This window comes from Streptomyces sp. NPDC028419, assembly GCF_055565515.1.
This window is the reverse complement of record NZ_JBVHUE010000019.1, coordinates 35,967-54,767: the sequence shown is the minus strand read 5'-3', so window position 1 is coordinate 54,767 and position 18,801 is coordinate 35,967. Positions and strand designations below refer to the sequence as shown.

18 protein-coding genes and 1 pseudogene are annotated in these 18,801 nt (G+C 73.5%); 12 read left to right on the top strand and 7 right to left on the bottom strand.

Features of this window, described 5'->3' with window-relative positions; translation table 11 throughout:
* The first annotated feature begins 16 nt into the window (after positions 1-16).
* The 7 genes from ACZ4UB_RS22410 (at position 17) to ACZ4UB_RS22380 (ending at position 5,395) form a co-directional block, all read left to right on the top strand.
* Complete coding sequence (locus ACZ4UB_RS22410) at positions 17-874, top strand: glutamate ABC transporter substrate-binding protein (protein WP_354381366.1); 858 nt, start codon at positions 17-19, stop codon at positions 872-874.
* Positions 875-957: 83 nt separating this feature from the next.
* On the top strand, positions 958-1,632 hold the full coding sequence (locus ACZ4UB_RS22405) for an amino acid ABC transporter permease (protein WP_354381365.1): 675 nt from the start codon (positions 958-960) through the stop codon (positions 1,630-1,632).
* Positions 1,629-2,513: an amino acid ABC transporter permease gene (locus tag ACZ4UB_RS22400; RefSeq protein ID WP_468072525.1), complete on the top strand. Its 885-nt coding sequence runs from the start codon at positions 1,629-1,631 to the stop codon at positions 2,511-2,513. Before ACZ4UB_RS22405 ends, ACZ4UB_RS22400 begins: the two co-directional genes overlap by 4 nt.
* Before the next feature lie 164 nt (positions 2,514-2,677).
* A complete protein-coding gene (locus ACZ4UB_RS22395) occupies positions 2,678-4,285 on the top strand; it encodes an FAD-dependent monooxygenase (protein ID WP_468072523.1) in 1,608 nt (535 codons plus the stop codon).
* 40 nt (positions 4,286-4,325) lie between these two features.
* Positions 4,326-4,412, top strand: coding sequence for a putative leader peptide (locus ACZ4UB_RS22390; RefSeq protein WP_351045220.1), 87 nt, complete (start codon positions 4,326-4,328; stop codon positions 4,410-4,412).
* A gap of 60 nt (positions 4,413-4,472) precedes the next feature.
* On the top strand, positions 4,473-5,003 hold the full coding sequence (locus ACZ4UB_RS22385) for a cupin domain-containing protein (RefSeq protein ID WP_468072521.1): 531 nt from the start codon (positions 4,473-4,475) through the stop codon (positions 5,001-5,003).
* The gene (locus ACZ4UB_RS22380) at positions 5,000-5,395 is read left to right on the top strand and encodes a rhodanese-like domain-containing protein (protein WP_468072519.1); all 396 of its coding nucleotides are present in this window, start codon (positions 5,000-5,002) and stop codon (positions 5,393-5,395) included. Before ACZ4UB_RS22385 ends, ACZ4UB_RS22380 begins: the two co-directional genes overlap by 4 nt.
* 247 nt (positions 5,396-5,642) lie before the next feature.
* Here the strand turns inward: ACZ4UB_RS22380 and ACZ4UB_RS22375 are convergent, their stop codons facing one another.
* From ACZ4UB_RS22375 to recA, 3 genes and pseudogenes are all read right to left on the bottom strand, one after another.
* The gene (locus ACZ4UB_RS22375; protein ID WP_468072517.1) at positions 5,643-8,195 is read right to left on the bottom strand and encodes an FtsX-like permease family protein; all 2,553 of its coding nucleotides are present in this window, start codon (positions 8,193-8,195) and stop codon (positions 5,643-5,645) included.
* Between the two features lie 103 nt (positions 8,196-8,298).
* Positions 8,299-8,928: pseudogene (gene recX / locus ACZ4UB_RS22370) on the bottom strand (recombination regulator RecX); the annotation flags it as partial.
* The gene (gene recA / locus ACZ4UB_RS22365; protein ID WP_468072515.1) at positions 8,874-10,007 is read right to left on the bottom strand and encodes a recombinase RecA; all 1,134 of its coding nucleotides are present in this window, start codon (positions 10,005-10,007) and stop codon (positions 8,874-8,876) included. The gene recA and the pseudogene recX, both read right to left, overlap by 55 nt.
* A gap of 365 nt (positions 10,008-10,372) precedes the next feature.
* Here recA and ACZ4UB_RS22360 point away from each other — a divergent pair, with 365 nt between their 5' ends.
* Complete coding sequence (locus tag ACZ4UB_RS22360; protein ID WP_468072513.1) at positions 10,373-10,645, top strand: hypothetical protein; 273 nt, start codon at positions 10,373-10,375, stop codon at positions 10,643-10,645.
* A gap of 28 nt (positions 10,646-10,673) precedes the next feature.
* On the opposite strand, the gene ACZ4UB_RS22355 is transcribed toward ACZ4UB_RS22360, so the two are convergent.
* Positions 10,674-11,291 carry a TOPRIM nucleotidyl transferase/hydrolase domain-containing protein gene (locus tag ACZ4UB_RS22355; RefSeq protein ID WP_468072511.1) on the bottom strand — a complete coding sequence of 206 codons (618 nt, stop codon included), beginning with the start codon at positions 11,289-11,291 and terminating at the stop codon, positions 10,674-10,676.
* 109 nt (positions 11,292-11,400) lie between these two features.
* Between ACZ4UB_RS22355 and ACZ4UB_RS22350 the strand changes: the two genes are divergently transcribed.
* Together ACZ4UB_RS22350 and gap are read left to right on the top strand one after the other, a co-directional pair.
* Positions 11,401-12,366, top strand: coding sequence for a GlxA family transcriptional regulator (locus ACZ4UB_RS22350; RefSeq protein ID WP_468072651.1), 966 nt, complete (start codon positions 11,401-11,403; stop codon positions 12,364-12,366).
* Between the two features lie 115 nt (positions 12,367-12,481).
* Complete coding sequence (gene gap, locus ACZ4UB_RS22345) at positions 12,482-13,480, top strand: type I glyceraldehyde-3-phosphate dehydrogenase (RefSeq protein ID WP_468072509.1); 999 nt, start codon at positions 12,482-12,484, stop codon at positions 13,478-13,480.
* Positions 13,481-13,552: 72 nt separating this feature from the next.
* Here the strand turns inward: gap and ACZ4UB_RS22340 are convergent, their stop codons facing one another.
* The 3 genes from ACZ4UB_RS22340 to ACZ4UB_RS22330 form a co-directional block, all read right to left on the bottom strand.
* Positions 13,553-14,389 carry a S1 family peptidase gene (locus ACZ4UB_RS22340; protein WP_468072507.1) on the bottom strand — a complete coding sequence of 279 codons (837 nt, stop codon included), beginning with the start codon at positions 14,387-14,389 and terminating at the stop codon, positions 13,553-13,555.
* 268 nt (positions 14,390-14,657) lie between these two features.
* Positions 14,658-15,362, bottom strand: coding sequence for a response regulator transcription factor (locus tag ACZ4UB_RS22335; RefSeq protein WP_468072505.1), 705 nt, complete (start codon positions 15,360-15,362; stop codon positions 14,658-14,660).
* Complete coding sequence (locus tag ACZ4UB_RS22330) at positions 15,359-16,594, bottom strand: sensor histidine kinase (protein WP_468072503.1); 1,236 nt, start codon at positions 16,592-16,594, stop codon at positions 15,359-15,361. The genes ACZ4UB_RS22335 and ACZ4UB_RS22330 overlap by 4 nt, the downstream gene beginning before the upstream one ends.
* A gap of 138 nt (positions 16,595-16,732) precedes the next feature.
* Between ACZ4UB_RS22330 and ACZ4UB_RS22325 the strand changes: the two genes are divergently transcribed.
* Positions 16,733-17,137 carry a DUF4190 domain-containing protein gene (locus tag ACZ4UB_RS22325; RefSeq protein ID WP_468072501.1) on the top strand — a complete coding sequence of 135 codons (405 nt, stop codon included), beginning with the start codon at positions 16,733-16,735 and terminating at the stop codon, positions 17,135-17,137.
* A gap of 68 nt (positions 17,138-17,205) precedes the next feature.
* A complete protein-coding gene (locus ACZ4UB_RS22320) occupies positions 17,206-18,684 on the top strand; it encodes an alpha/beta hydrolase (protein ID WP_468072649.1) in 1,479 nt (492 codons plus the stop codon).
* Positions 18,685-18,801: the final 117 nt, after the last annotated feature.

Genomic DNA, 18,801 nt, shown 5'->3' with positions numbered 1-18,801 from the left:
CCGAGGGAAGTTCACCATGAAGGTTCTGAAGGTCGGCGCGTCCGTCGCCGTCGCCGTCGCCCTGGCGCTGACCGCGACCGCCTGCGGCAGCAGCAAGAAGGACGACACCGCGAGCGACGCGGGCAGCACGGCGGGTGCCAAGAAGGACAAGATCGTCATCGGCATCAAGTTCGACCAGCCGGGTGTCGGCCTGAAGACCCCCGACGGCAAGTACGCCGGCTTCGACGTCGACGTGGCCACCTACGTGGCCAAGGAGCTCGGCTACACGCCCGACCAGATCCAGTTCAAGCAGGCCGTCAGCGCCGAGCGCGAGAACCTGATCGCCAACGGCGACGTCAAGTTCATCGTCGCGAGCTACTCGATCAACGACAAGCGCAAGGAGAAGGTCGACTTCGCCGGCCCGTACTTCCTCGCGCACCAGGACCTGCTGGTCCGCGCCGACGACACCTCGATCACCAAGCCCGAGGACCTCAACAGCAAGAAGCTGTGCTCGGTCACCGGCTCCACCTCGGCGCAGAACGTCAAGACGAAGCTGGCCCCCAAGGCCGACCTCCAGGAGTTCCCGGGCTACTCCGAGTGCCTCACCGGCCTGGAGAGCAAGGCCGTCGACGCCCTGACCACGGACAACTCGATCCTGGCCGGCTACGCGGCGCAGGACAAGAACAAGGGCAAGTTCAAGCTGGTCGGGCTGAGCCTGAGCAACGAGAACTACGGCATCGGTCTGAAGAAGGGCGACAAGGAGCTCCAGACCAAGATCAACGCCGCCATCACGAAGATGGAAGCGGACGGTTCCTGGGAAGCGGCCGTGAAGAAGAACTTCGGTCCGGCCAACTACAAGAACGAGCCGGCTCCGAAGATCACCGAAGGCAGCTGATTCATCGGTGAGGTGCGTCGCCGCCCGCCTGTCACGGGCGGCGCCGCACCTCACCGGCCATCCTGGGGAGAGCGCAGGGCATCGTGTTCGATTTTCTTGATTCCGGGCAGTACGACCTGCTCGGAGCCTTCTGGGTGACGGTTCAGCTCACCCTCTACTCGGCGGCCGGATCCCTGGTCTGGGGCACCGTCCTGGCCGGTATGCGCGTCAGTCCCGTTCCCCTCATGCGGGGCTTCGGCACCTTCTACGTCAACGTGGTGCGCAACACGCCGCTGACCGTGCTGATCATCGGGTGCTCCCTGGGCCTGAACCAGACGCTCGGCATCACCCTCGGCGGCGGCAACTTCAAGGACATCGGCTTCCGGCTGGCCGTCCTCGCACTGACCGCCTACACCGGCACCTTCGTCTGCGAGGCGCTGCGCTCGGGCATCAACACCGTGCCCGTCGGTCAGGCGGAGGCGGCGCGCGCACTGGGGCTCAGCTTCTTCCAGGTGCTGACCCTGATCGTGCTCCCCCAGGCCTTCCGGGCGGTCATCGGACCGCTCACGAACGTACTGATCGCCCTCACCAAGAACACCACGGTGGCGGCGGCCATCGGCGTGGCCGAAGCGGCCCTGCTGATGAAGGAAATGATCGAGAACGAGGCGCAGGCGCTCTTCACGGTCTTCGGCATCTTCGCCCTCGGCTTCGTCCTGCTGACCCTGCCCACGGGTCTGCTGCTGGGCTGGGTGGCCAAGCGAGTGGCGGTGAAGCGATGACCTCCGTGCTGTACGACACGCCGGGCCCCAAGGCCAAGGCGCGCAACTGGCTGTACTCCGCGATCTTCCTCGTGGTGCTCGGCCTCGCCCTGTGGTGGATCCTCTCCACGATGGCGGACAAGAACCAGCTCGACGCCGACAAGTGGACGCCCTTCGCCACCGACGGCGAGATCTGGTCGACCTGGCTGATCCCGGGCGTGCTGGAGACGTTGAAGGCCGGCCTGATCGCGATGGTCATCGCGCTTCCGCTGGGCGCCCTGCTCGGCATCGGCCGGCTCTCCGACCACGCCTGGGTGCGGGTCCCGGTCGGCGCGTTCGTCGAGATCTTCCGCGCCATCCCGGTGCTGATGCTGATGCTCTTCGGCTCCGCGCTGTACGTGCGGTTCAGCGACGTCAGCTCGGAACTGCGCCCGCTGTACGCGGTGGTGACCGGCCTGGTCCTCTACAACGCCGCGGTCATCGCGGAGATCGTCCGGGCGGGCGTGCTGTCGCTGCCCTCCGGCCAGACCGACGCGGCCAAGGCGATCGGCATGCGCAAGGGCCAGACCATGGTCCACGTCCTGGTCCCGCAGGCCGTGACGGCGATGCTGCCCGCGCTGGTGAGCCAGCTCGTGGTGATCCTCAAGGACACCGCGCTCGGCGGCTCGCTGCTGGGCCTGGCCGAGCTCCTGTCGATGGCCCGCCAGATCTCGGCGAACTACAGCAACACCATCGCGAGCCTCGTCGTGATCGCCCTGCTCTTCATCGCCATCAACTTCGCGTTGACCACGGCCGCTTCGGCGCTGGAGCGGCGACTGCGCAAGTCGAAGAAGAGCACCGGTGCCACGGTCAACATCACCGACGTCATGGACGCGGGAATGGGCACCGGCGGCGCGGTCTGACACGCGCCTGACACCCGGTCAGTATGATGGCGTGATCCCTGTGGTGCGGCGGAGGACTTCCGTCGCACCACAAGGCTTCACACCTACCAGTGTCACTTGACGCATGCCCTTCCAGTCGGTTGCATACGTTCTGTGATCACATACCGGACATCGGGAGCCGTGCCGTGGACCCGGTGATCGTCGTGGGCGCGGGACCGGTCGGACTGACCCTCTCGCTCGCCCTGGCCGGCGCGGGCGTTCCCTCCGTCGTCCTCGACGAGGGTCCGGGCAAGGAGGAACCGCGCCCCGCCCGCACCGTCGTGCTGCACGCCGACACGGCCGCGATGGCGCACCGCCTGGGCTGCACGACCCTGCGCGACGAGGGCGCGCCCTTCGTCGCCTGGCGCACGATGCGCCGCGGCCGGGACACCCACCGGACCACCTTCGAGGACGCCACCGCCCCCCTGCACCTGCCGCAGCACGCCCTCACCCGCGGCCTGCGCGACGCCGCCGCGGCCCATCCGCTGGTCCAACTGGTCACCGACAGCCGCCTCGACGCCCTGGAGCAGGACGCGCTCGGGGTCACGGCGCACACCCGCGGGCCCGCGGCCACCTGGTGGCGCGGCAGCCACCTCGTCGGCTGCGACGGCGCCCGCTCGACCGTCCGCAAGCTGCTGGGCATCCGCTTCCCCGGGCGCACCGGCGTGGAGCGGTACGCCGTGGCGGCGCTGCGCACCGAACTCCCCTGGCCCGGCGAGGCCCTGCTGCACCGCAGCCGCTCCGCGAAGACCGCCGAGGTCACGGCGCGGCCGCTGCCCGACGGGGTCTGGCGGCTGGACTGGCTGCTGCCGCCGCGCGGGGAGCTGGTCACGCCCGACGCGCTGATCGGGATGATCCGCGACACCCTGGCCACCTGGTGCGGGGGCAGCACTCCCCCGTACGACCTGATCGACACGGGCGTCCACACGCTGCACCACCGGCTCGCCCGGCGCTGGCGCGACGGCCGGGCCTTCCTCGCCGGGGACGCCGCCCACCTGCTGGGCGCGCTGGGCACGCAGGGGGTCGAGGAGGGGCTGCGGGACGCCGAGAACCTGGCCTGGCGGCTCTCCCTGGCCTGGCACCAGGGCGCCTCCGAAGCCCTGCTCGACGGGTACGAGGCCGAGCGGCGCACCGCGGTGGCGTCCCGGCTGCGCGCCGCGGACCAGGCCATGCCCGTGCTGCGCGGCGGGGGCGGGCTGCGCACGTACGTACCGGGCGCCGCGCGCAGCCACGAAACGCTGCTCACGGACGGCCACTTGGGGCGCGGGCCGCTGGGCGCGCCCCCGGCGTACGCCCCTCCCGTCGCGGTGCGCGAGGTCCCGACCGACACGGAACCGGGGGGCCAGGCGGCGAACGTGCCGGTGACCGCGCCGGACGGGGCGACCGTACCGCTGCGCGACCTGCTCGGCCGGGGGCGCCTGCTGGTGCTCCTCGTCGCCCCGGGAACCGGCGTGTGGGACCGGCGGCACTGGGTCGGCGCCGGGCTGATGCCGCGGCTGGCGGCCGCGGTCAGCGCCCTGCCGGTCCGCGCCGAGCTGCTGGTCGCCGATGGCTACCCGGGGGCCGCGGCGCACACGGTGCTGCTGCTGCGCCCGGACGGCCACCTCGCGGCGACCTTCGCCGGGGTCCGTCCCGACGAGCTGTACGAGGCGGCGGACGCGGTACGGGCGGGCGCCCCCGAGTCGGGACCGCCCGCGCTGCCGGCCCCCGCGCCGCGGGCCCTGCCCGAGGCGTCGGCCACACCCCACCCGTGATCGATTGACCCTCAAGTCCGCCCGTGGTTCACTCGCGAACATGACCGGTCACGACGTACGCCTGTGGCGGAGGGTCCACATGGACCTCCTCCGCTATGCGGGCTGCGTCTGTCGCCCTTCCTGCTGATTCGCCTTCCTCCCGCGCGCCGACGCGCGCTTTCGCGAACTCCCAGGACGGTCATTCCCGATGTCTGCATCCCTGCTCAGCCCTGCCCCGGTGGCCACCGGACCGGGCGCCGCCGAACTCCTCGACTTCGCCCGGCGCACCGCCGCCGACTCCGAGCTGGTCGCCTCCCTCCCCCTGGACCCCGAGGGCCGCACCTGGGTGCGTCTCGACGGCCCCGGGGGCAGCGAGGCCTGGCTGATCGGCTGGCCTCCGGGCACCGGCACCGGCTGGCACGACCACGCCGAGTCGCGCGGCGCCTTCGCCACCGCGCGCGGGCGCCTCACCGAGCACTCCCTGTCCGTCCGACTGCCGGCGGAGGGCTGGCGGTCCCTGCACCTGGCCTCCGGTCTGGACCGCACGCGGACCCTGGGCGCGGGCGAGGGGCGCGCCTTCGGCGAGCACCACGTGCACGAGGTGCTGAACGCCTCCGCGACCGAGCACGCCGTCTCGGTCCACGCGTACTACCCGCCGCTGCCGCTGATCCGGCGCTTCAGCCGCAGCGGGGCCGTGCTGACCCTGGAGCAGGTCGAGCGTCCGGCGGACTGGCAGTGAGCGCCGCGCCCGTCGGCATCGACGAACTGCTGGAGCGGGTCCGCGCCACCTACGAGCGGATCGGGGCGGCCGACGCCCACGCGGCCGCCCGCGAGGGTGCGCTGCTGGTGGACATCCGTTACCAGGCGCTGCGCGAGCGCGACGGGCTGATCCCGGGCGCGCTGGTGATCGAGCGCAACGAGCTGGAGTGGCGCCTGGATCCGCGGGGCAGCCACCGTGTCCCCGAGGCCACCTCGCACGACCTGCGGATCGTCGTGATCTGCAACGAGGGGTACGCCTCCACCCTGGCGGCGGCCTCCCTGCACGCCCTGGGCCTGACCGGGGCGACGGACCTGACCGGCGGCTTCCAGGCCTGGAAGGCCGCGGGGCTGCCGGTGGCCCTCCCGGGCTGAGGGGCCGGGGCCCTTCGGGGTTCCGGGGAGCCGATGCCCTCCCGGGGGGTGGGGGCCTCTTTCGGCCGGTTCCCGGCTCTCTCCCTCCGGGGGCGCCTCAAACGCCGGCGAGGCTGGTAGGGCCAGCCCCACCCGGGGGCCTCAAACGCCGGCGAGGCTGGTAGGGCCAGCACCACCCGGGGGGCCTCCAACGCCGGCCAGGCTGGCAGGGCCAGCCTCGCCGGCGGTTGAGGCGCCCCCCGATCGCCTATCCCTTGGCCGAGGCCACGTCCACGGGGCGTACCCGCAGGGCCGCGCGGCCGGGCAGGGCGGTGGCGAGCAGGGCCAGGAGCCCGGCCCCGCCGACCACCACGCCGTAGGCCGCGGGCAGCACCGCCGGGGAGGCGCTGCCCGTCATCCCGACGCTGAAGGCGGTGAGGACCGCGAGCGCGATCGCGGAGCCCAGGCCCACGCCGATCAGCAGGACCGCGAGCGCCTCGGTGCGCAGCATCCGCAGGACCTGGCGCCGGGTGGCCCCGGCGAGGCGCAGCATGGCGAACTCGCGGAAGCGTTCCGCGGTGGACATCGCCAGCGTGTTGACCACCGCGATCGCGGTGAAGGCGAGGACCAGGCCCATCGCGAGGAGGTTCACCTCCGCCTGCGCGTCCTGCCGCTCGGCCCGCGCCGCGTCCGCTTCCGCGGCGCTCAGCACCACCGTGCCGGGGAACTCCTGCAGCGCGGCGGCCAGCCGGTCCCGGCCGGTGCCCGGTTCGGTCGCCACCAGGACGGCGGTGGCCAGCGGGTCGTCCACGTGCGCGGCCACCAGGTCGTGGGCCAGGGTCAGGTCGCCGAACCCGAGGCCCCGGGCGTAGACGGCGCACACGGTCACGGTGACGGGGGTCCCGTCGCCCAGGGTCAGGGAGAGCGGGCTGCCGGGCCGCAGGCCCAGCTGGTCGGCGGCCAGCTCGCTGACGGCCGCGCCGCGCGGGCCGAGGGCGTCGAGGCTGCCGGCGGTGACGCGGGGGTCCCAGGTCCGGGTGAGCCCCTGCGGGGTGACGCCTTGGGCCGCGTACTTCGTCAGGCCCACCCGGACGGTCGTGCCCACCAGCTCGGTGGCGGCGGTGACCCCCGGCGTGCTGCGGATCCTCGCCGCGGCTCCGGCGGTGACGCCCGGCCCCTGCCCGGCGACCACCCAGGGGGCCCGTACCCCGGCACGGGCCTGGGCGCGGGCCGCGTCGCCGAGGGTCGGCGTGACGAACAACACCGTGCAGGTCATCCCGACGAGCAGGGCGATCGGGGTGACGGCGGAGGCCATGCGGGTGGCGTTGCCGCGCAGGTTGGCGGTGGCCAGGCGGCCGTTCGCGCCGAGCAGCTTCAGCGGGCCGGACAGCAGCGCGGTGGCGGCGCGCACCAGCAGCGGACCGAGCAGCGAGACCGCCCCGGCGAGGACCACCACCGCGAGGAAGGTGACCGGGGTGGAGGCGGGTTCGGTGCGCAGCGTGGAGAGGACCGCGACCAGGACCGCGCCGCCCGCCAGCAGCAGAGTGCCGATGACGATCCGGGTCCAGGCGGGCCGGCCGCGCTCGACGGCGGCTTCGGCGAGGGCTTCGGACGGGCGGATCCGGGCGATCCGGCGGCCGGTGATCCGGGCGGCGGCCCACGCGCCGCACAGCGTGGCCGCGACGGCGGCGATCATGGGGAAGATCCCGGCGGTGCGCTCCAGGGTGGCCGGTATCGCGCCGGTGCCGATGAACCGGCCGTGCAGCCAGGCGGCGAGCGGCAGTCCGGCGAGGGCTCCGGGGACACCGGCGGCCAGGCCCACGAGCAGGGCCTCGCGGCCGAGCATCCGGCGCAGCTGGCGGGGGGTCGCGGCGATGGCCCGCAGCAGGGCGAGTTCGCGATGGCGCTGCTGCACGGAGAGGGCGAAGGTGGCGACGACGACGAGGACGGCGACGAGGAGCGAGGTGCCGCCCATCGCTCCGCCCATGGAGACGAGCTTGGTCCGGGCGCCCGCAGCGTCGAGGAACTCGACGGAGCCCCGGTCGTCGCCCCGGGACACCTGCGCGGTGGTCCCGGCCAGGGCTTCGCGGACCTGCGCGGCCAGTGCGGCGGCGCTCACTCCGGGGCGGGGCAGGACGCCGATCGCGGTGATCCGCCCGTCGCGGGCGGCGAGCCGGCGGGCCTCGCCGGAGTCGAAGAAGAGCGAGGTCTGGTGGCCCAGGGCGCCGCCCGTGGTCCGGCCCGCCGCCCGCGCGACGCCGCTGACCGTGTACGTACGGGGCTCCGCGGTGGCCTGGACGGTGAGCCGGGAGCCGGGGCGCAGGCCGGCCGAGGTGGCCAGCTCGGGGTCGATGACCACGTCACCGGCGTTCCGCGGGGCCTGCCCCTCGGTCAGGGTGAAGGGGGTCAGGGCAGCGGATTCCCAGGCGTGCCCGTAGGACCGCTTGCCGGTGCCGTGTGCCACCAGGGGGACGGCCTGGAAGGTCAGCTCCGGCACCGCTCGCGCGGCTCCGGGCACGGCGGCGACGGTGTCCAGGGTGGCGGCGGGCAGCCACGCCCGCTCGGCGACGGGCTTGGCCTTCTCCTTGACCTTGGTCTTGCCCTTCTTCTCCGTGACCGTCCTCTCGTGCACGTCCTGGTCGGCGGAGACGACCACCGGCGCGCCGGCGTAGCGCTCGGTGGCGATCACTGCGCGCAGGCCCGTTTCGAGGAGGGTGCCGCAGGCGGTGACGAGGGCCGCCGCGCACAGGAGGGCGACGAAGGCTCCGAGGAAACCGGCTGTGCGGTCCCGGACGCTCTGGAGGGCGTAACGCAGCATCATGCGGGCAACTCTGCTGCTCAGGACCCTGGTTGAGCAGTGGAGCACCCCGGCGTACTGCCCCGGGGGCTACCCCTACCCCGCCCCGGGGGCCGCCGTGCCGGGCTCAGAACGCCCGGTACTCCGGGCCGCCGAGGTCCTCCGTGTCCTCGCCCTCCTCTGCGAGGGCGCGCCGCACCACCCGGAGGGCGACGCCCTCCCCGTAGCCCTTGCGGGCCAACATCCCGGCGAGGCGGCGGATCCGCTTGTCCCGCTCCAGACCCCGGGTCACGCGCAGCTTGCGGTCCACCAGCTCCCGGGCGGTCCGCTCCTCCTGCTCGGGGTCGAGCTGCTCCAGGGCCTCCTCGACCAGGGTCGCGTGGACGCCCTTGGTGCGCAGCTCGCGGGCGAGGGCCCGGCGGGCGAGGCCGCGGCTGTGGTGCCGGGACTCGACCCACGCCCCGGCGAAGGCGGCGTCGTCGATCAGGCCCACCTCCTCGAACCGGGAGAGGACCTGCTGGGACACCTCCTCGGGGATGTCCCGCTTGGCCAGTGCGTCGGCGAGCTGTTGCCGCGTGCGCGGGGACCCGGTGAGCAGGCGCAGGCAGATCGCCCGCGCCTGCTCTTCGGGGCTCTGGGGCGGCAGTCCCCGCTCGGCTCGCGGCGTGCCGGAACCGCCCGCCCCGCTCTGCTCCCGCACGGTCAGCTCTTGGCTACGGCGGCCTTGGCCGTCTTGGCCTTCGTCGCCGGGGCCGGAACGGACTTGGCCGCGTCATCGGCCGCCGCGGCGGCGCCCGCCGCATCCGGACCGGGCTCGGCGGCGGGGGCCTTGCGGATGCCCACGCCCAGCTTCTCCTTGATCTTCTTCTCGATCTCGTCGGAGAGGTCGGGGTTGTCGCACAGGAACTTGCGCGCGTTCTCCTTGCCCTGGCCGAGCTGGTCGCCCTCGTACGTGTACCAGGCACCGGCCTTGCGGACGAAGCCGTGCTCCACGCCCATGTCGATCAGACCGCCCTCGCGGCTGATCCCGTGGCCGTAGAGGATGTCGAACTCGGCCTGCTTGAAGGGCGGCGCGACCTTGTTCTTGACGACCTTGACGCGGGTGCGGTTGCCGACCGCGTCCGTGCCGTCCTTGAGGGTCTCGATCCGGCGGATGTCCAGACGCACCGAGGCGTAGAACTTCAGCGCGCGACCACCGGTGGTGGTCTCCGGCGAGCCGAACATCACACCGATCTTCTCGCGGAGCTGGTTGATGAAGATCGCGGTGGTCTTGGACTGGTTGAGCGCACCGGTGATCTTGCGGAGGGCCTGGCTCATCAGGCGGGCCTGCAGACCCACGTGCGAGTCGCCCATCTCACCCTCGATCTCCGCCCGCGGCACGAGCGCCGCGACGGAGTCGATCACGATGAGGTCGAGGGCGCCGGAGCGGACCAGCATGTCCACGATCTCCAGCGCCTGCTCACCGGTGTCCGGCTGGGACAGGATGAGGTTGTCGGTGTCGACGCCCAGGGCCTTCGCGTACTCGGGGTCGAGCGCGTGCTCGGCGTCGACGAAGGCGACCGTACCGCCGGCCTTCTGCGCGTTGGCCACGGCGTGCAGGGTCAGGGTCGTCTTACCGGAGGACTCCGGCCCGTACACCTCCACCACGCGGCCGCGCGGCAGCCCGCCGACACCGAGGGCGATGTCCAGCGCGGTCGACCCGGTGGGGATGACGTCGATGGGGTCGTTCGGCTTGTCGCCAAGACGCATGACCGCGCCCTTGCCGAACTGTCGTTCAATCTGCGCGAGCGCTGCGTCGAGCGCCTTCTCGCGGTCGGTGCCTGCCATGGGTTCCACCCGATTTGCTTGAGTCGATCGCTTCACGCCATTGACGCTAACGCCTGCCACTGACAACGCGCCTCCACGCCCGCTGCTCCTGTGGATAACCCATCAGAATGGATGTTCGATTTCCCTGTCAAGCGCGCCACGCCCACCCCACCGGGTGCGGGCCCCGGGCGGCTGTTCTAGCGTCGAAGGAGGGAGGAAATGCCCTGCCGAGCCGTCCGGTGCGGGGACCGGAGCCGTGCGGCGCCGTGTCGGCCGCACGCGCTCGGCGCCCGTTCCACGCGGCCCCGCCACGTCCGGATCCAGGATCCCGGATCCGGATCGATCCCGAATTCCCGGGCCGCGCGCCGACCGATCCCGGAGAGCAGGTGCGTCCCATGCGCACGTCGACCCGTATCGCGAGCGTTCTCACCGGCCTGACCCTCGTCTTCGGCGGTGCGGCCCTCACGGCCCCCGCCGCCCACGCGGACGTCAACGCCTGCATCAACCAAGTGGAGCGGGAGCTGCGGGGCGGCGAGGCTCCGGAAGCCGTCCGCGCCGCGTGTTACGTCGGTGTGGCCGGCGCCGCCGACGAGTGCGTGGCGGGCCTCGCCGAGAGCAACGTGACCCACGCGACCGCGGTGGCCGCCTGCGCCGCGGCGGGCCGGTAGGAACCGCGGCGGGTGCCCGGCTCCGCGCTCACAGGCTCCTGACGAGGTCGTCGAGCGGGGCCGGGACCCGTGCGGGGTCCAGGGTCTCGGCCAGCAGGCGGCCGTAGCGGATCTTGCGGCCCTTCTTCGTGCCGAGGAAGCGCCGCAACTGCCGCTCGCGGGAGCGCCCGTGCTGTGCGGGTTGGCGCAGGAAGGTCTGCCAGGGCCGCAGGTCCCCCTCCTCCCGGATGATCTCCTCGACCCGCGGCGCGCCCAGCGCGCGGATGAGTTCGTCCTCCAGGTCCGCCACGCACACGAAGAAGCCCCGGCGCGGCGCCCCGGCCCGCTCCAGACCGCGGTCGTAGAACCCCTGCTCGCCCTCGTCGCACAGGCCCCGCAGGCGCAGCCCGAGCCCGGGCGGTCCCAGCAGGCCCGCGTAGCGGGCGATGCTCATCGCCCCGCCCATCGCCACGACGCACACGCCCTCGGCGGCCAGGTCCCGGCCGCGCCGGGCGGCCAGCACCTCGACGGCCTCCAGGTCGCTCGGCCCCTCCAGCAGCACGGCCGTGCGCAGCCCCAGCTGCGCGGCCAGTTCGCCCGCCGGATCGCCGGAGCCTCCCGCCGCCCAGTGGCCGACCGCTTCCCGGAACGCGCGCATGTCCGTCATGCAGCGATTCTGCGCCCGGACCGACCGGTGCGGCATCGAATATTCGGCGCACCCCCGGCCGACCGGGGCGCCGCGCTCCCCCGCGTACGCTCGTGGCGTGCCCGTGCCCGTGTCCCTCCCCGCCGATCGCCGCCCGCACCGCGTCGCCGTCCTGGTGCTCGAAGGTGCCAAGCCCCTCGACGTCGGCATTCCCGCGCAGGTGTTCACGACCCGCGCGAGCATGCCCTACGAAGTGCGGGTCTGCGGAGCGGCGCCCGGTCTGGTGGCGGGCGGCGACGGGCTGTCGTACGCCGTCGCCCACGGCCTCGACGCGCTCGCGTGGGCCGACATCGTCTTCGTCCCCGGCTACCGGTTCCCCGACCGCGACGACCCGCCGCGGGCCGTCGTGGACGCGCTGGTCGCCGCCCACGACCGGGGCGCGCGCCTCGCGGCCATCTCGACCGGTGCCTTCGCCCTCGCCGCCACCGGACTGCTCGACGGGAAGCGCGCCACCACGCACTGGCACTACGCGCGGGCGCTCGCGGCGAAGTGGCCCTTGGTGCGGGTCGACGAGAACGTCCTGTTCGTCGACGAGGGCAGCGTGCTGACCTCGGCCGGAGCGGCCTCGGGCATCGACCTGTGCCTGCACATCCTGCGCGGCGACCTCGGGGTGGCCGCGTCGAACCACACGGCCCGGCGCCTGGTCGCGGCCCCCTACCGCAGCGGCGGGCAGGCGCAGTACGTCCCGCGCAGCGTGCCCGAGTCGCTCGGCGAGCGGTTCGCCGCCACCCGCGAGTGGGCGCTGCACCGGCTCGGCGAACCGCTCACCCTGGAGGTGCTGGCCCAACACGCGGCCGTGTCGCCGCGCACCTTCTCGCGGCGCTTCGCGCAGGACACCGGCTACACCCCGATGCAGTGGGTGATGCGGGCCCGCATCGACATGGCCCGCGAGCTGTTGGAACGCTCGGAGCGGGCCGTCGAGCAGATCGCCGCGGACGTCGGCCTCGGCACCGGCGCGAACCTCCGGCTGCACTTCCAGCGCATCCTGCGCACCACGCCGAGCGAGTACCGGCGCACCTTCGCCCGGGGCGAGTAGCCGCGGTACCCGGGGCGGGCGTGGCGCGATCCTTGCGGACCGTGGCGATCTCGCCGCTGTCACGCGCGGGCGCGGCGCGCGAACCTGGAGGGGAACCGAAGGGACACGGATACTCATGACTCGCATCGCCATCAACGGATTCGGCCGCATCGGACGCAACGTGCTGCGCGCCCTGCTCGAACGCGACAGCGACCTGGAGGTCGTCGCCGTCAACGACCTCACGGAGCCCGCCGCCCTCGCGCGCCTGCTCGCCTTCGACACGACCTCGGGTCGGCTCGGCCGCCCGGTGCGGGTGGACGGGGACGACCTGGTCGTCGACGGCCGCCGGATCACCGTCCTCGCCGAGCGCGAGCCGGAGCGGCTGCCCTGGGAGAAGCTCGGCGTCGACATCGTGCTGGAGGCGACCGGCCGCTTCACCTCGGCGACCGCCGCCCGCGCCCACGTCACCGCGGGTGCGCGCAAGGTACTGGTCAGCGCTCCGGCGGACGGCGCCGACGTCACGCTCGCCTTCGGGGTCAACACCGGCGCCTACGACCCGGCCGCGCACACCATCGTCTCGAACGCCTCGTGCACGACCAACGCGCTCGCGCCGCTGGCCTCGGTGCTCGACGACCTCGCGGGCATCGAGCACGGTTTCATGACGACGGTGCACGCCTACACGCAGGAGCAGAACCTGCAGGACGGTCCGCACCGGGACCCGCGCCGCGCCCGCGCCGCCGCGGTCAACATCGTGCCGACCACGACGGGCGCCGCGAAGGCGATCGGGCTGGTGCTGCCGAACCTCGCGGGCAAGCTGTCGGGCGACTCCATCCGGGTCCCGGTCCCGGTCGGATCGATCGTCGAGCTCAACACGACGGTCGCCCGCGACGTGACCCGCGAGGACGTGCTGGCGGCCTACCGCGCCGCGGCGGACGGACCGCTCGCGGGGGTGCTGGAGTACTCGGACGACCCGCTGGTCTCCTCCGACATCACCGGCAACCCGGCCTCGTCGATCTTCGACTCGGCCCTCACCCGGGTCGACGGCCGCCACATCAAGGTGGTCGCCTGGTACGACAACGAGTGGGGCTTCTCGCACCGCGTCATCGACACGCTCGAACTCCTCGCCCGTACCTGACGAGCACGGCGCCCCCGCCCCGCGCGACGGCGGGGGGGGGGGCGCGGCGGTGCCATGCGGTGCGGTGCGGTGTTACGGCCGCGGCAGGACGCAGCCGGGACGGGTCAGGTCGATCGTGCTGCCCGCGCCGATGCAGGGGACGATGATGTAGGTCTCCTGCGCGTAGTTGATGCCCTTGCGGACGGTCACGTTGCCGTTCTGGTCGACCTCGCAGGGGTTGTTCTCCGTGCAGCGCGCGCCGTCCTCGTTGCCCGTGTTGTTGACGGCGACGACCCGGCCGGTGGCGGTGTCGATCACCGGCGAGCCGGAGGTGCCGCCGATCGTGTTGCAGGCCGAGGTGTAGCGGATCGAGTCCTTCCAGGTCCAGTCGCCCTCCTTGAGGCGGTAGACGAACCCGTCGACGTTGCAGGTGTAGATCCGCTTCCAGTAGCCCGAGACGACCTTGATCGAGGCGCCCTGCGTCGGGTGCGCGTCGTTGAGGGTGAGCGCGCTGATGCCGTACTGGCTCTGTATCTGCGCGTAGGTCTTGGTCAGTTGGTAGATGGAGATGTCCGTGTCGGTCATCGTCGCGTACGAGACCTTGCTGGCCCGCAGCGTCGCGACCTTCGTGCCGGACCCGTTCAGCAGCGAGAACGACCGGCTGGACGGCTGGTCCTTGATGACCTCGCCGGCGGCCGGGAAGCCGGTTTCCAGGCAGTGGCCGTTGGAGAGCACGAGCGCGGGGTCGCTCGCGAGGGAGTTGGGCGTCCGGACGACCGAGCCGGAACAGTTGCTGAGCGCGACCGTTCCCGCGTAGTTGACCGTGACGGCCTGCGCGGCCTTCTCCTGGGGTGCGGAGGCCACGGCCGGGGCCGCCGCCGCACCCATCAGGACCAGGGAGAGCAGCGCGCCGGCGAGAGGCTTGTTCATGTGGGGGTTCCCCTCTGAAATGACGATGCAACCGAAGATCCTCCGGTTGTCATGCGCATTGTTGGGACCCCGGCCCCAACTGGCAAGGGGGCCGCGTGAGTTGCGGACGCTCTGGTTCCGGCCATGATCGACGGGCGCCGCGCGGGCGCCACGGAGCCGAGATCGATCGCGATCAGGGGCGGGCCCAGGACCCGGCATCGGCGCGCAAGTCACCTCTCGGCCTGATTGCGCGCCTCCCGGAGCCGGGGAAGGCCCCTGAAAATCCGACTCAGCCGGTGAACCCCGGTACCACCAGACCCGATTCGTACGCGATCACCACGGCGTGGGTCCGGTTCTGCGCGCCGAGCTTGGTCAGCACGTTCCCGACGTGCGTCTTCACCGTCTCCAGACTCACCCTCAGCGCCTGCGCGATCTCCGGGTTCGTCAGGCCGGTGGCCATCGACCGCAGCACCTCCTCCTCCCGCTCCGTCAGCGCCGCCTTCGGCAACGCCTCGGCGGAGCCCAGCGGGCGGGCGGCGACCATCCGGCGCAGGGCCGCCGGGAAGAGGATCGCCTCGCCCGCCGCCACCACGCGCACCGCCTCGGCGATCTGCCGGACCGGCAGCCGCTTGAGCACGAAGCCGCTGGCCCCCGCGCCGAGCGCCGCGGTGACGTAGCCGTCGTTCTCGAAGGTGGTGATCACCACGACCTTCGGCGGGCCGACCCGGCCCGCCGCCCCGGCCGGCCCGGCGAGGAGCTCTCGGGTGGCCTCGATCCCGTTGCGGCGCGGCATCCGCACGTCCATCAGGACCACGTCCGGCCGCAGCCGCCGCGCCTGTTCGACGGCCTCGACGCCGTCGGCGGCCTCACCGACCACCGCGATGCCCGGCTGCGCCGCGAGCAAGGTGCGCAGTCCGCTGCGCGTCACCTCGTCGTCGTCCGCGATCAAGAGGGTGACGGCGGTACGGGCCGGCCCCGCGTCGGCGCCGGTCATGCCGCGCACCGCGCCGGCAGCCGGACGGCCAGCCGCCAGTGCCGCGGCCCGTCCGGGCCGACCTCGATCTCACCCTGCAGCAGCCGCACCCGCTCGGCGAGGCCGGGCAGGCCGTGCCCGGACGTCCGGAAGCCCCGCGCGCCCGCCTCCGTACGCGCGCCCGCGCCCGCCCCGTTGACCACGCTGAGCTCCAGCCCGTCCGGGGCCGCCGCCACCCGGACCTCGATCGGGCCGCCGCTCCCGTGCCGCAAGGCGTTCGTCAGGCCCTCCTGAAGGATCCGGTACGCGGCCCGGGAGAGCGTCCCCTGCACCTGGGCCGGCTCGCCGGACAGCTCCACGTCGAGGACCGCGCCCGCGTGTCGCAACCGGTCGAGCAGGTCGGGCAGATCGGCCAGGGTCCGGGTCGGCGCCGTGTCCGCCCGCTCCTCGCGCAGGACGCCCAGTACGTAGTCCAGGTCCTCCAGCGCGGCCCTGGCCGACTCCTCGATGCTGCGCAGGGCGGCCCGCGCCGCCTCCGGGTCGGCGCCGAGCACCTCGCCCGCGACCGCCGCCTGGATCGTGGTCGCGGTCAGCGTGTGCCCGATCGAGTCGTGCAACTCGTGCGCCAGCCTGTTGCGTTCGGCGAGGCGCTGCTCCCGCTCGGCCATCAGCGCGAGCCGCTCGGCCGACGAGGGCCCCAACAGCCGGGGCGCCAGCCACCGCAGCACGCCCGTCACCACCGCGCACACGAGCGCCGCGAGCAGCAGGCAACAGAGCGCCAACAGCCAGCTCCGCCAACCGCCGTCGGACCGCAGCGACCGACCGAAGAGGCTCAGCCCGGCTTCGGCGTCCAGCCAGCCCTCGGGGAGGGCGATCCCCATGAGCACCAGCACCCCGCTCGTCAGCGCCCCCGCCCACCCCAGCGCCACGTGCAGCAGCAGCCACAGGGGAGTCCGCCATCGGTCGGCGCCGGCCGCCACGGCCGCGGGGGCCGGCAAGGGCACCCGCAGGAGCGGTCGGGCGAAGGCGATCAACGCCCGCCGCACGGAGCGGGCCAGGCCGACCGAGCCGATCAGCACGGCCCAGACCAGGAGGACCAGGGCGACCTGGGCGCCGTAGGGAGCGGCTGGCCACGCCCATGTCGCCAGCAGGGCGAAGGGCAGCAGCACAAGGCTCGCCAACGCGCCGCAATAGGCGAGCAGCATGCCCGCGTACGTAGAGCCGCGCAGCAGCGGCCGGAGTCCCCTGACCATGATCGCCCCAGTATGACCGGGCCGCCCGGCGATGCCCTCCCCCGATCGGGGGAGCACCTCCTCCCGCCTTCCCGCGATGCGCCCCGGCGCCGCCGCGAGCCAGGATCGTGCCCTGAACAGCCGACCGGAGGACGCTCGATGAACAGCACGATGAACAGCTCGACGAACACCCAGGAACGCACGCAGGCCCTCACCGGGGGCGCGCAGGGGCCACCGCACCGCACGCCGTCGACCAACGGCCCGGCCGGGGCCGCCCTGGTGATCGGCGTCATCGGCCTCGGCACCTCGGTCTTCCTCATCGGCGGCCTCTTCGGCTGCGTCGGCCTGGTCCTGGGCGTCGTCGCCCTGACGAGGGCCGAGCGGACCGCCGTCGGCCGCGGCTCGGCGCTCACCGGCCTGGTGACCTCGGCCCTGGCCATCGCGGTGTCCGTCCTGGTCGCCGTCTTCTTCGTCTGGTACGCCAACAAGACGCAGGAGTGCTACGAGCCCGACGGTCTCCGGCAGTACGCGCAGTGCGTCCACCAGCAGCTCACCGGCAAGTGACCGGCGCCGAGCGCCCCTACCCGACGAGGACGAGCATCACCGTGCGCCACACGAGAACGACCTCCCGCATGATCGTCGGCCTCGCGACGGCCTTCCTCTGCGCACTCGCACCCGCGACGACCGCGTCCGGATCCGCCGCCGCGGCCGCGGACCCCCTGCGCCCGTACGCCCAACAGGCTCCGCGGTGGCAGCGCTGCGACGCGGAGCACCCCGCCACCTACACCTGCGCGACGCTCACGGTGCCGCTGGACTACGGCGATCCCGGGGGCAGGACGATGGAGATCGCGGTGTCCCGGGTGAGGGCGACCGGCGCAACGGAGCGCCGCGGCGTCCTGCTGCTCAACCCCGGTGGCCCCAACGGGCCGGGCCTGGACCTGCCCGTCAGCCTGGGAGCGGACCTCCCCGCGGAGGTGAGGGAACGGTACGACCTCATCGGCTTCGACCCGAGGGGCGTCGGGCGCAGCTCGCCCGTCAGCTGCGGTCTCACCGCCGAGGAGCAGGACCTGGAACGCCCCTACTCGCCCGGTACCTTCGCGAAGGACGTGGAGTGGGCCCGTACCGTGGCCGCCAAGTGCCGGGCCGGGGAGGGCGACAGGCTGCGCCACATCACCACCCGCAACACCGCTCGCGACATGGACCTCGTCCGGGCCGTGCTGGGCGAGGAGAAGATCTCCTACCTGGGGTTCTCCTACGGCACCTACCTCGGCGCCGTCTACGCGCAGATGTTTCCCCGGCGAACGGACCGGTTCGTGCTGGACAGCGCGCCCGACCCCGCGGGGTACGGGCGGGGCATGTTCCAGGAGATGGCGCGCGCGGCGGGGCCCGCCTTCACGCGGTGGACCGAGTGGACCGCCCGGCGCCACGCGACGTACGGACTGGGCCGCACCCCGGCCGAGGTCCGCACGACCTTCTGGGACCTCGTCGCCCGGGCCGACCGCGCACCCGTCGACCTCGACGGGACGCGCTACACGGGTGACACCATCCGCGCCCGGCGCGCCATGTTCTCCCGCGTGGAGCGGGCCGCCGCATGGGTCGCCGAGCTGAAGCGGGCGGCCGGGGGCGAGGGGCCGGAGCCGTCCGGCGGGCCGGAGCGGCTCCCGAGCCCCCTCCCGTCGGCGTCCGCCCGTGACGTTCCCCCGGACAACGAAGCCGCGAGCGCCTGGACGGTGCTGTGCGCCGACACCCGCGAGTCGTGGCCGCGCGACCCCGAGCGCTACCGCCGCGACGCGGTCCGCGACAAGGCCCGTTATCCGCTCTCCGGCGACTTCGAGTCCGGCATCAGGCCGTGCGCCTTCTGGGAACCCGGCAGCGAACCCCGCACGACGGTGGCCAACGGGGTCCCCGCGCTCATCCTGCAGAACGAGTGGGACCCCGCGACGCCCCTGGCCGGCGGCCGGGCCATGCACCGGGCCCTGAGCGGATCCCGGATGGTCACCGTCGCGGGCGGCGAGGGGCACATCGTCAACGGCACCAACGCCTGCGCGGACGAGAGCGCCGCGCTCTACCTGACCACGGGCAGGCTCCCGGCGAAGGACCTGACCTGCTGAGCCCCCACCGGGCTCGGGGGGGGGGGGGGGGGGGGGGGGGGGGGGGGGGGGGGGGGGGGGGGGGGAGGGGGGGGGGGGAGGGGGGGGGGGGGGGGGGGGGGGGGTTGGGGGGGGGAT

Bases quoted from the DNA above. Each gene is read 5' to 3' on its own strand.
- gap (WP_468072509.1), top strand. From the start codon at position 12,482: ATGACTCGCATCGCCATCAACGGATTCGGCCGCATCGGACGCAACGTG.
- ACZ4UB_RS22385 (WP_468072521.1), top strand. From the start codon at position 4,473: ATGTCTGCATCCCTGCTCAGCCCTGCCCCGGTGGCCACCGGACCGGGC.
- ACZ4UB_RS22360 (WP_468072513.1), top strand. From the start codon at position 10,373: ATGCGCACGTCGACCCGTATCGCGAGCGTTCTCACCGGCCTGACCCTC.
- ACZ4UB_RS22325 (WP_468072501.1), top strand. From the start codon at position 16,733: ATGAACAGCACGATGAACAGCTCGACGAACACCCAGGAACGCACGCAG.
- ACZ4UB_RS22375 (WP_468072517.1), bottom strand. From the start codon at position 8,195: ATGATGCTGCGTTACGCCCTCCAGAGCGTCCGGGACCGCACAGCCGGT.
- ACZ4UB_RS22340 (WP_468072507.1), bottom strand. From the start codon at position 14,389: ATGAACAAGCCTCTCGCCGGCGCGCTGCTCTCCCTGGTCCTGATGGGT.
- ACZ4UB_RS22335 (WP_468072505.1), bottom strand. From the start codon at position 15,362: ATGACCGGCGCCGACGCGGGGCCGGCCCGTACCGCCGTCACCCTCTTG.
- ACZ4UB_RS22410 (WP_354381366.1), top strand. From the start codon at position 17: ATGAAGGTTCTGAAGGTCGGCGCGTCCGTCGCCGTCGCCGTCGCCCTG.
- ACZ4UB_RS22355 (WP_468072511.1), bottom strand. From the start codon at position 11,291: ATGACGGACATGCGCGCGTTCCGGGAAGCGGTCGGCCACTGGGCGGCG.
- ACZ4UB_RS22390 (WP_351045220.1), top strand. From the start codon at position 4,326: ATGACCGGTCACGACGTACGCCTGTGGCGGAGGGTCCACATGGACCTC.
- ACZ4UB_RS22400 (WP_468072525.1), top strand. From the start codon at position 1,629: ATGACCTCCGTGCTGTACGACACGCCGGGCCCCAAGGCCAAGGCGCGC.
- ACZ4UB_RS22330 (WP_468072503.1), bottom strand. From the start codon at position 16,594: ATGGTCAGGGGACTCCGGCCGCTGCTGCGCGGCTCTACGTACGCGGGC.
- ACZ4UB_RS22320 (WP_468072649.1), top strand. From the start codon at position 17,206: ATGATCGTCGGCCTCGCGACGGCCTTCCTCTGCGCACTCGCACCCGCG.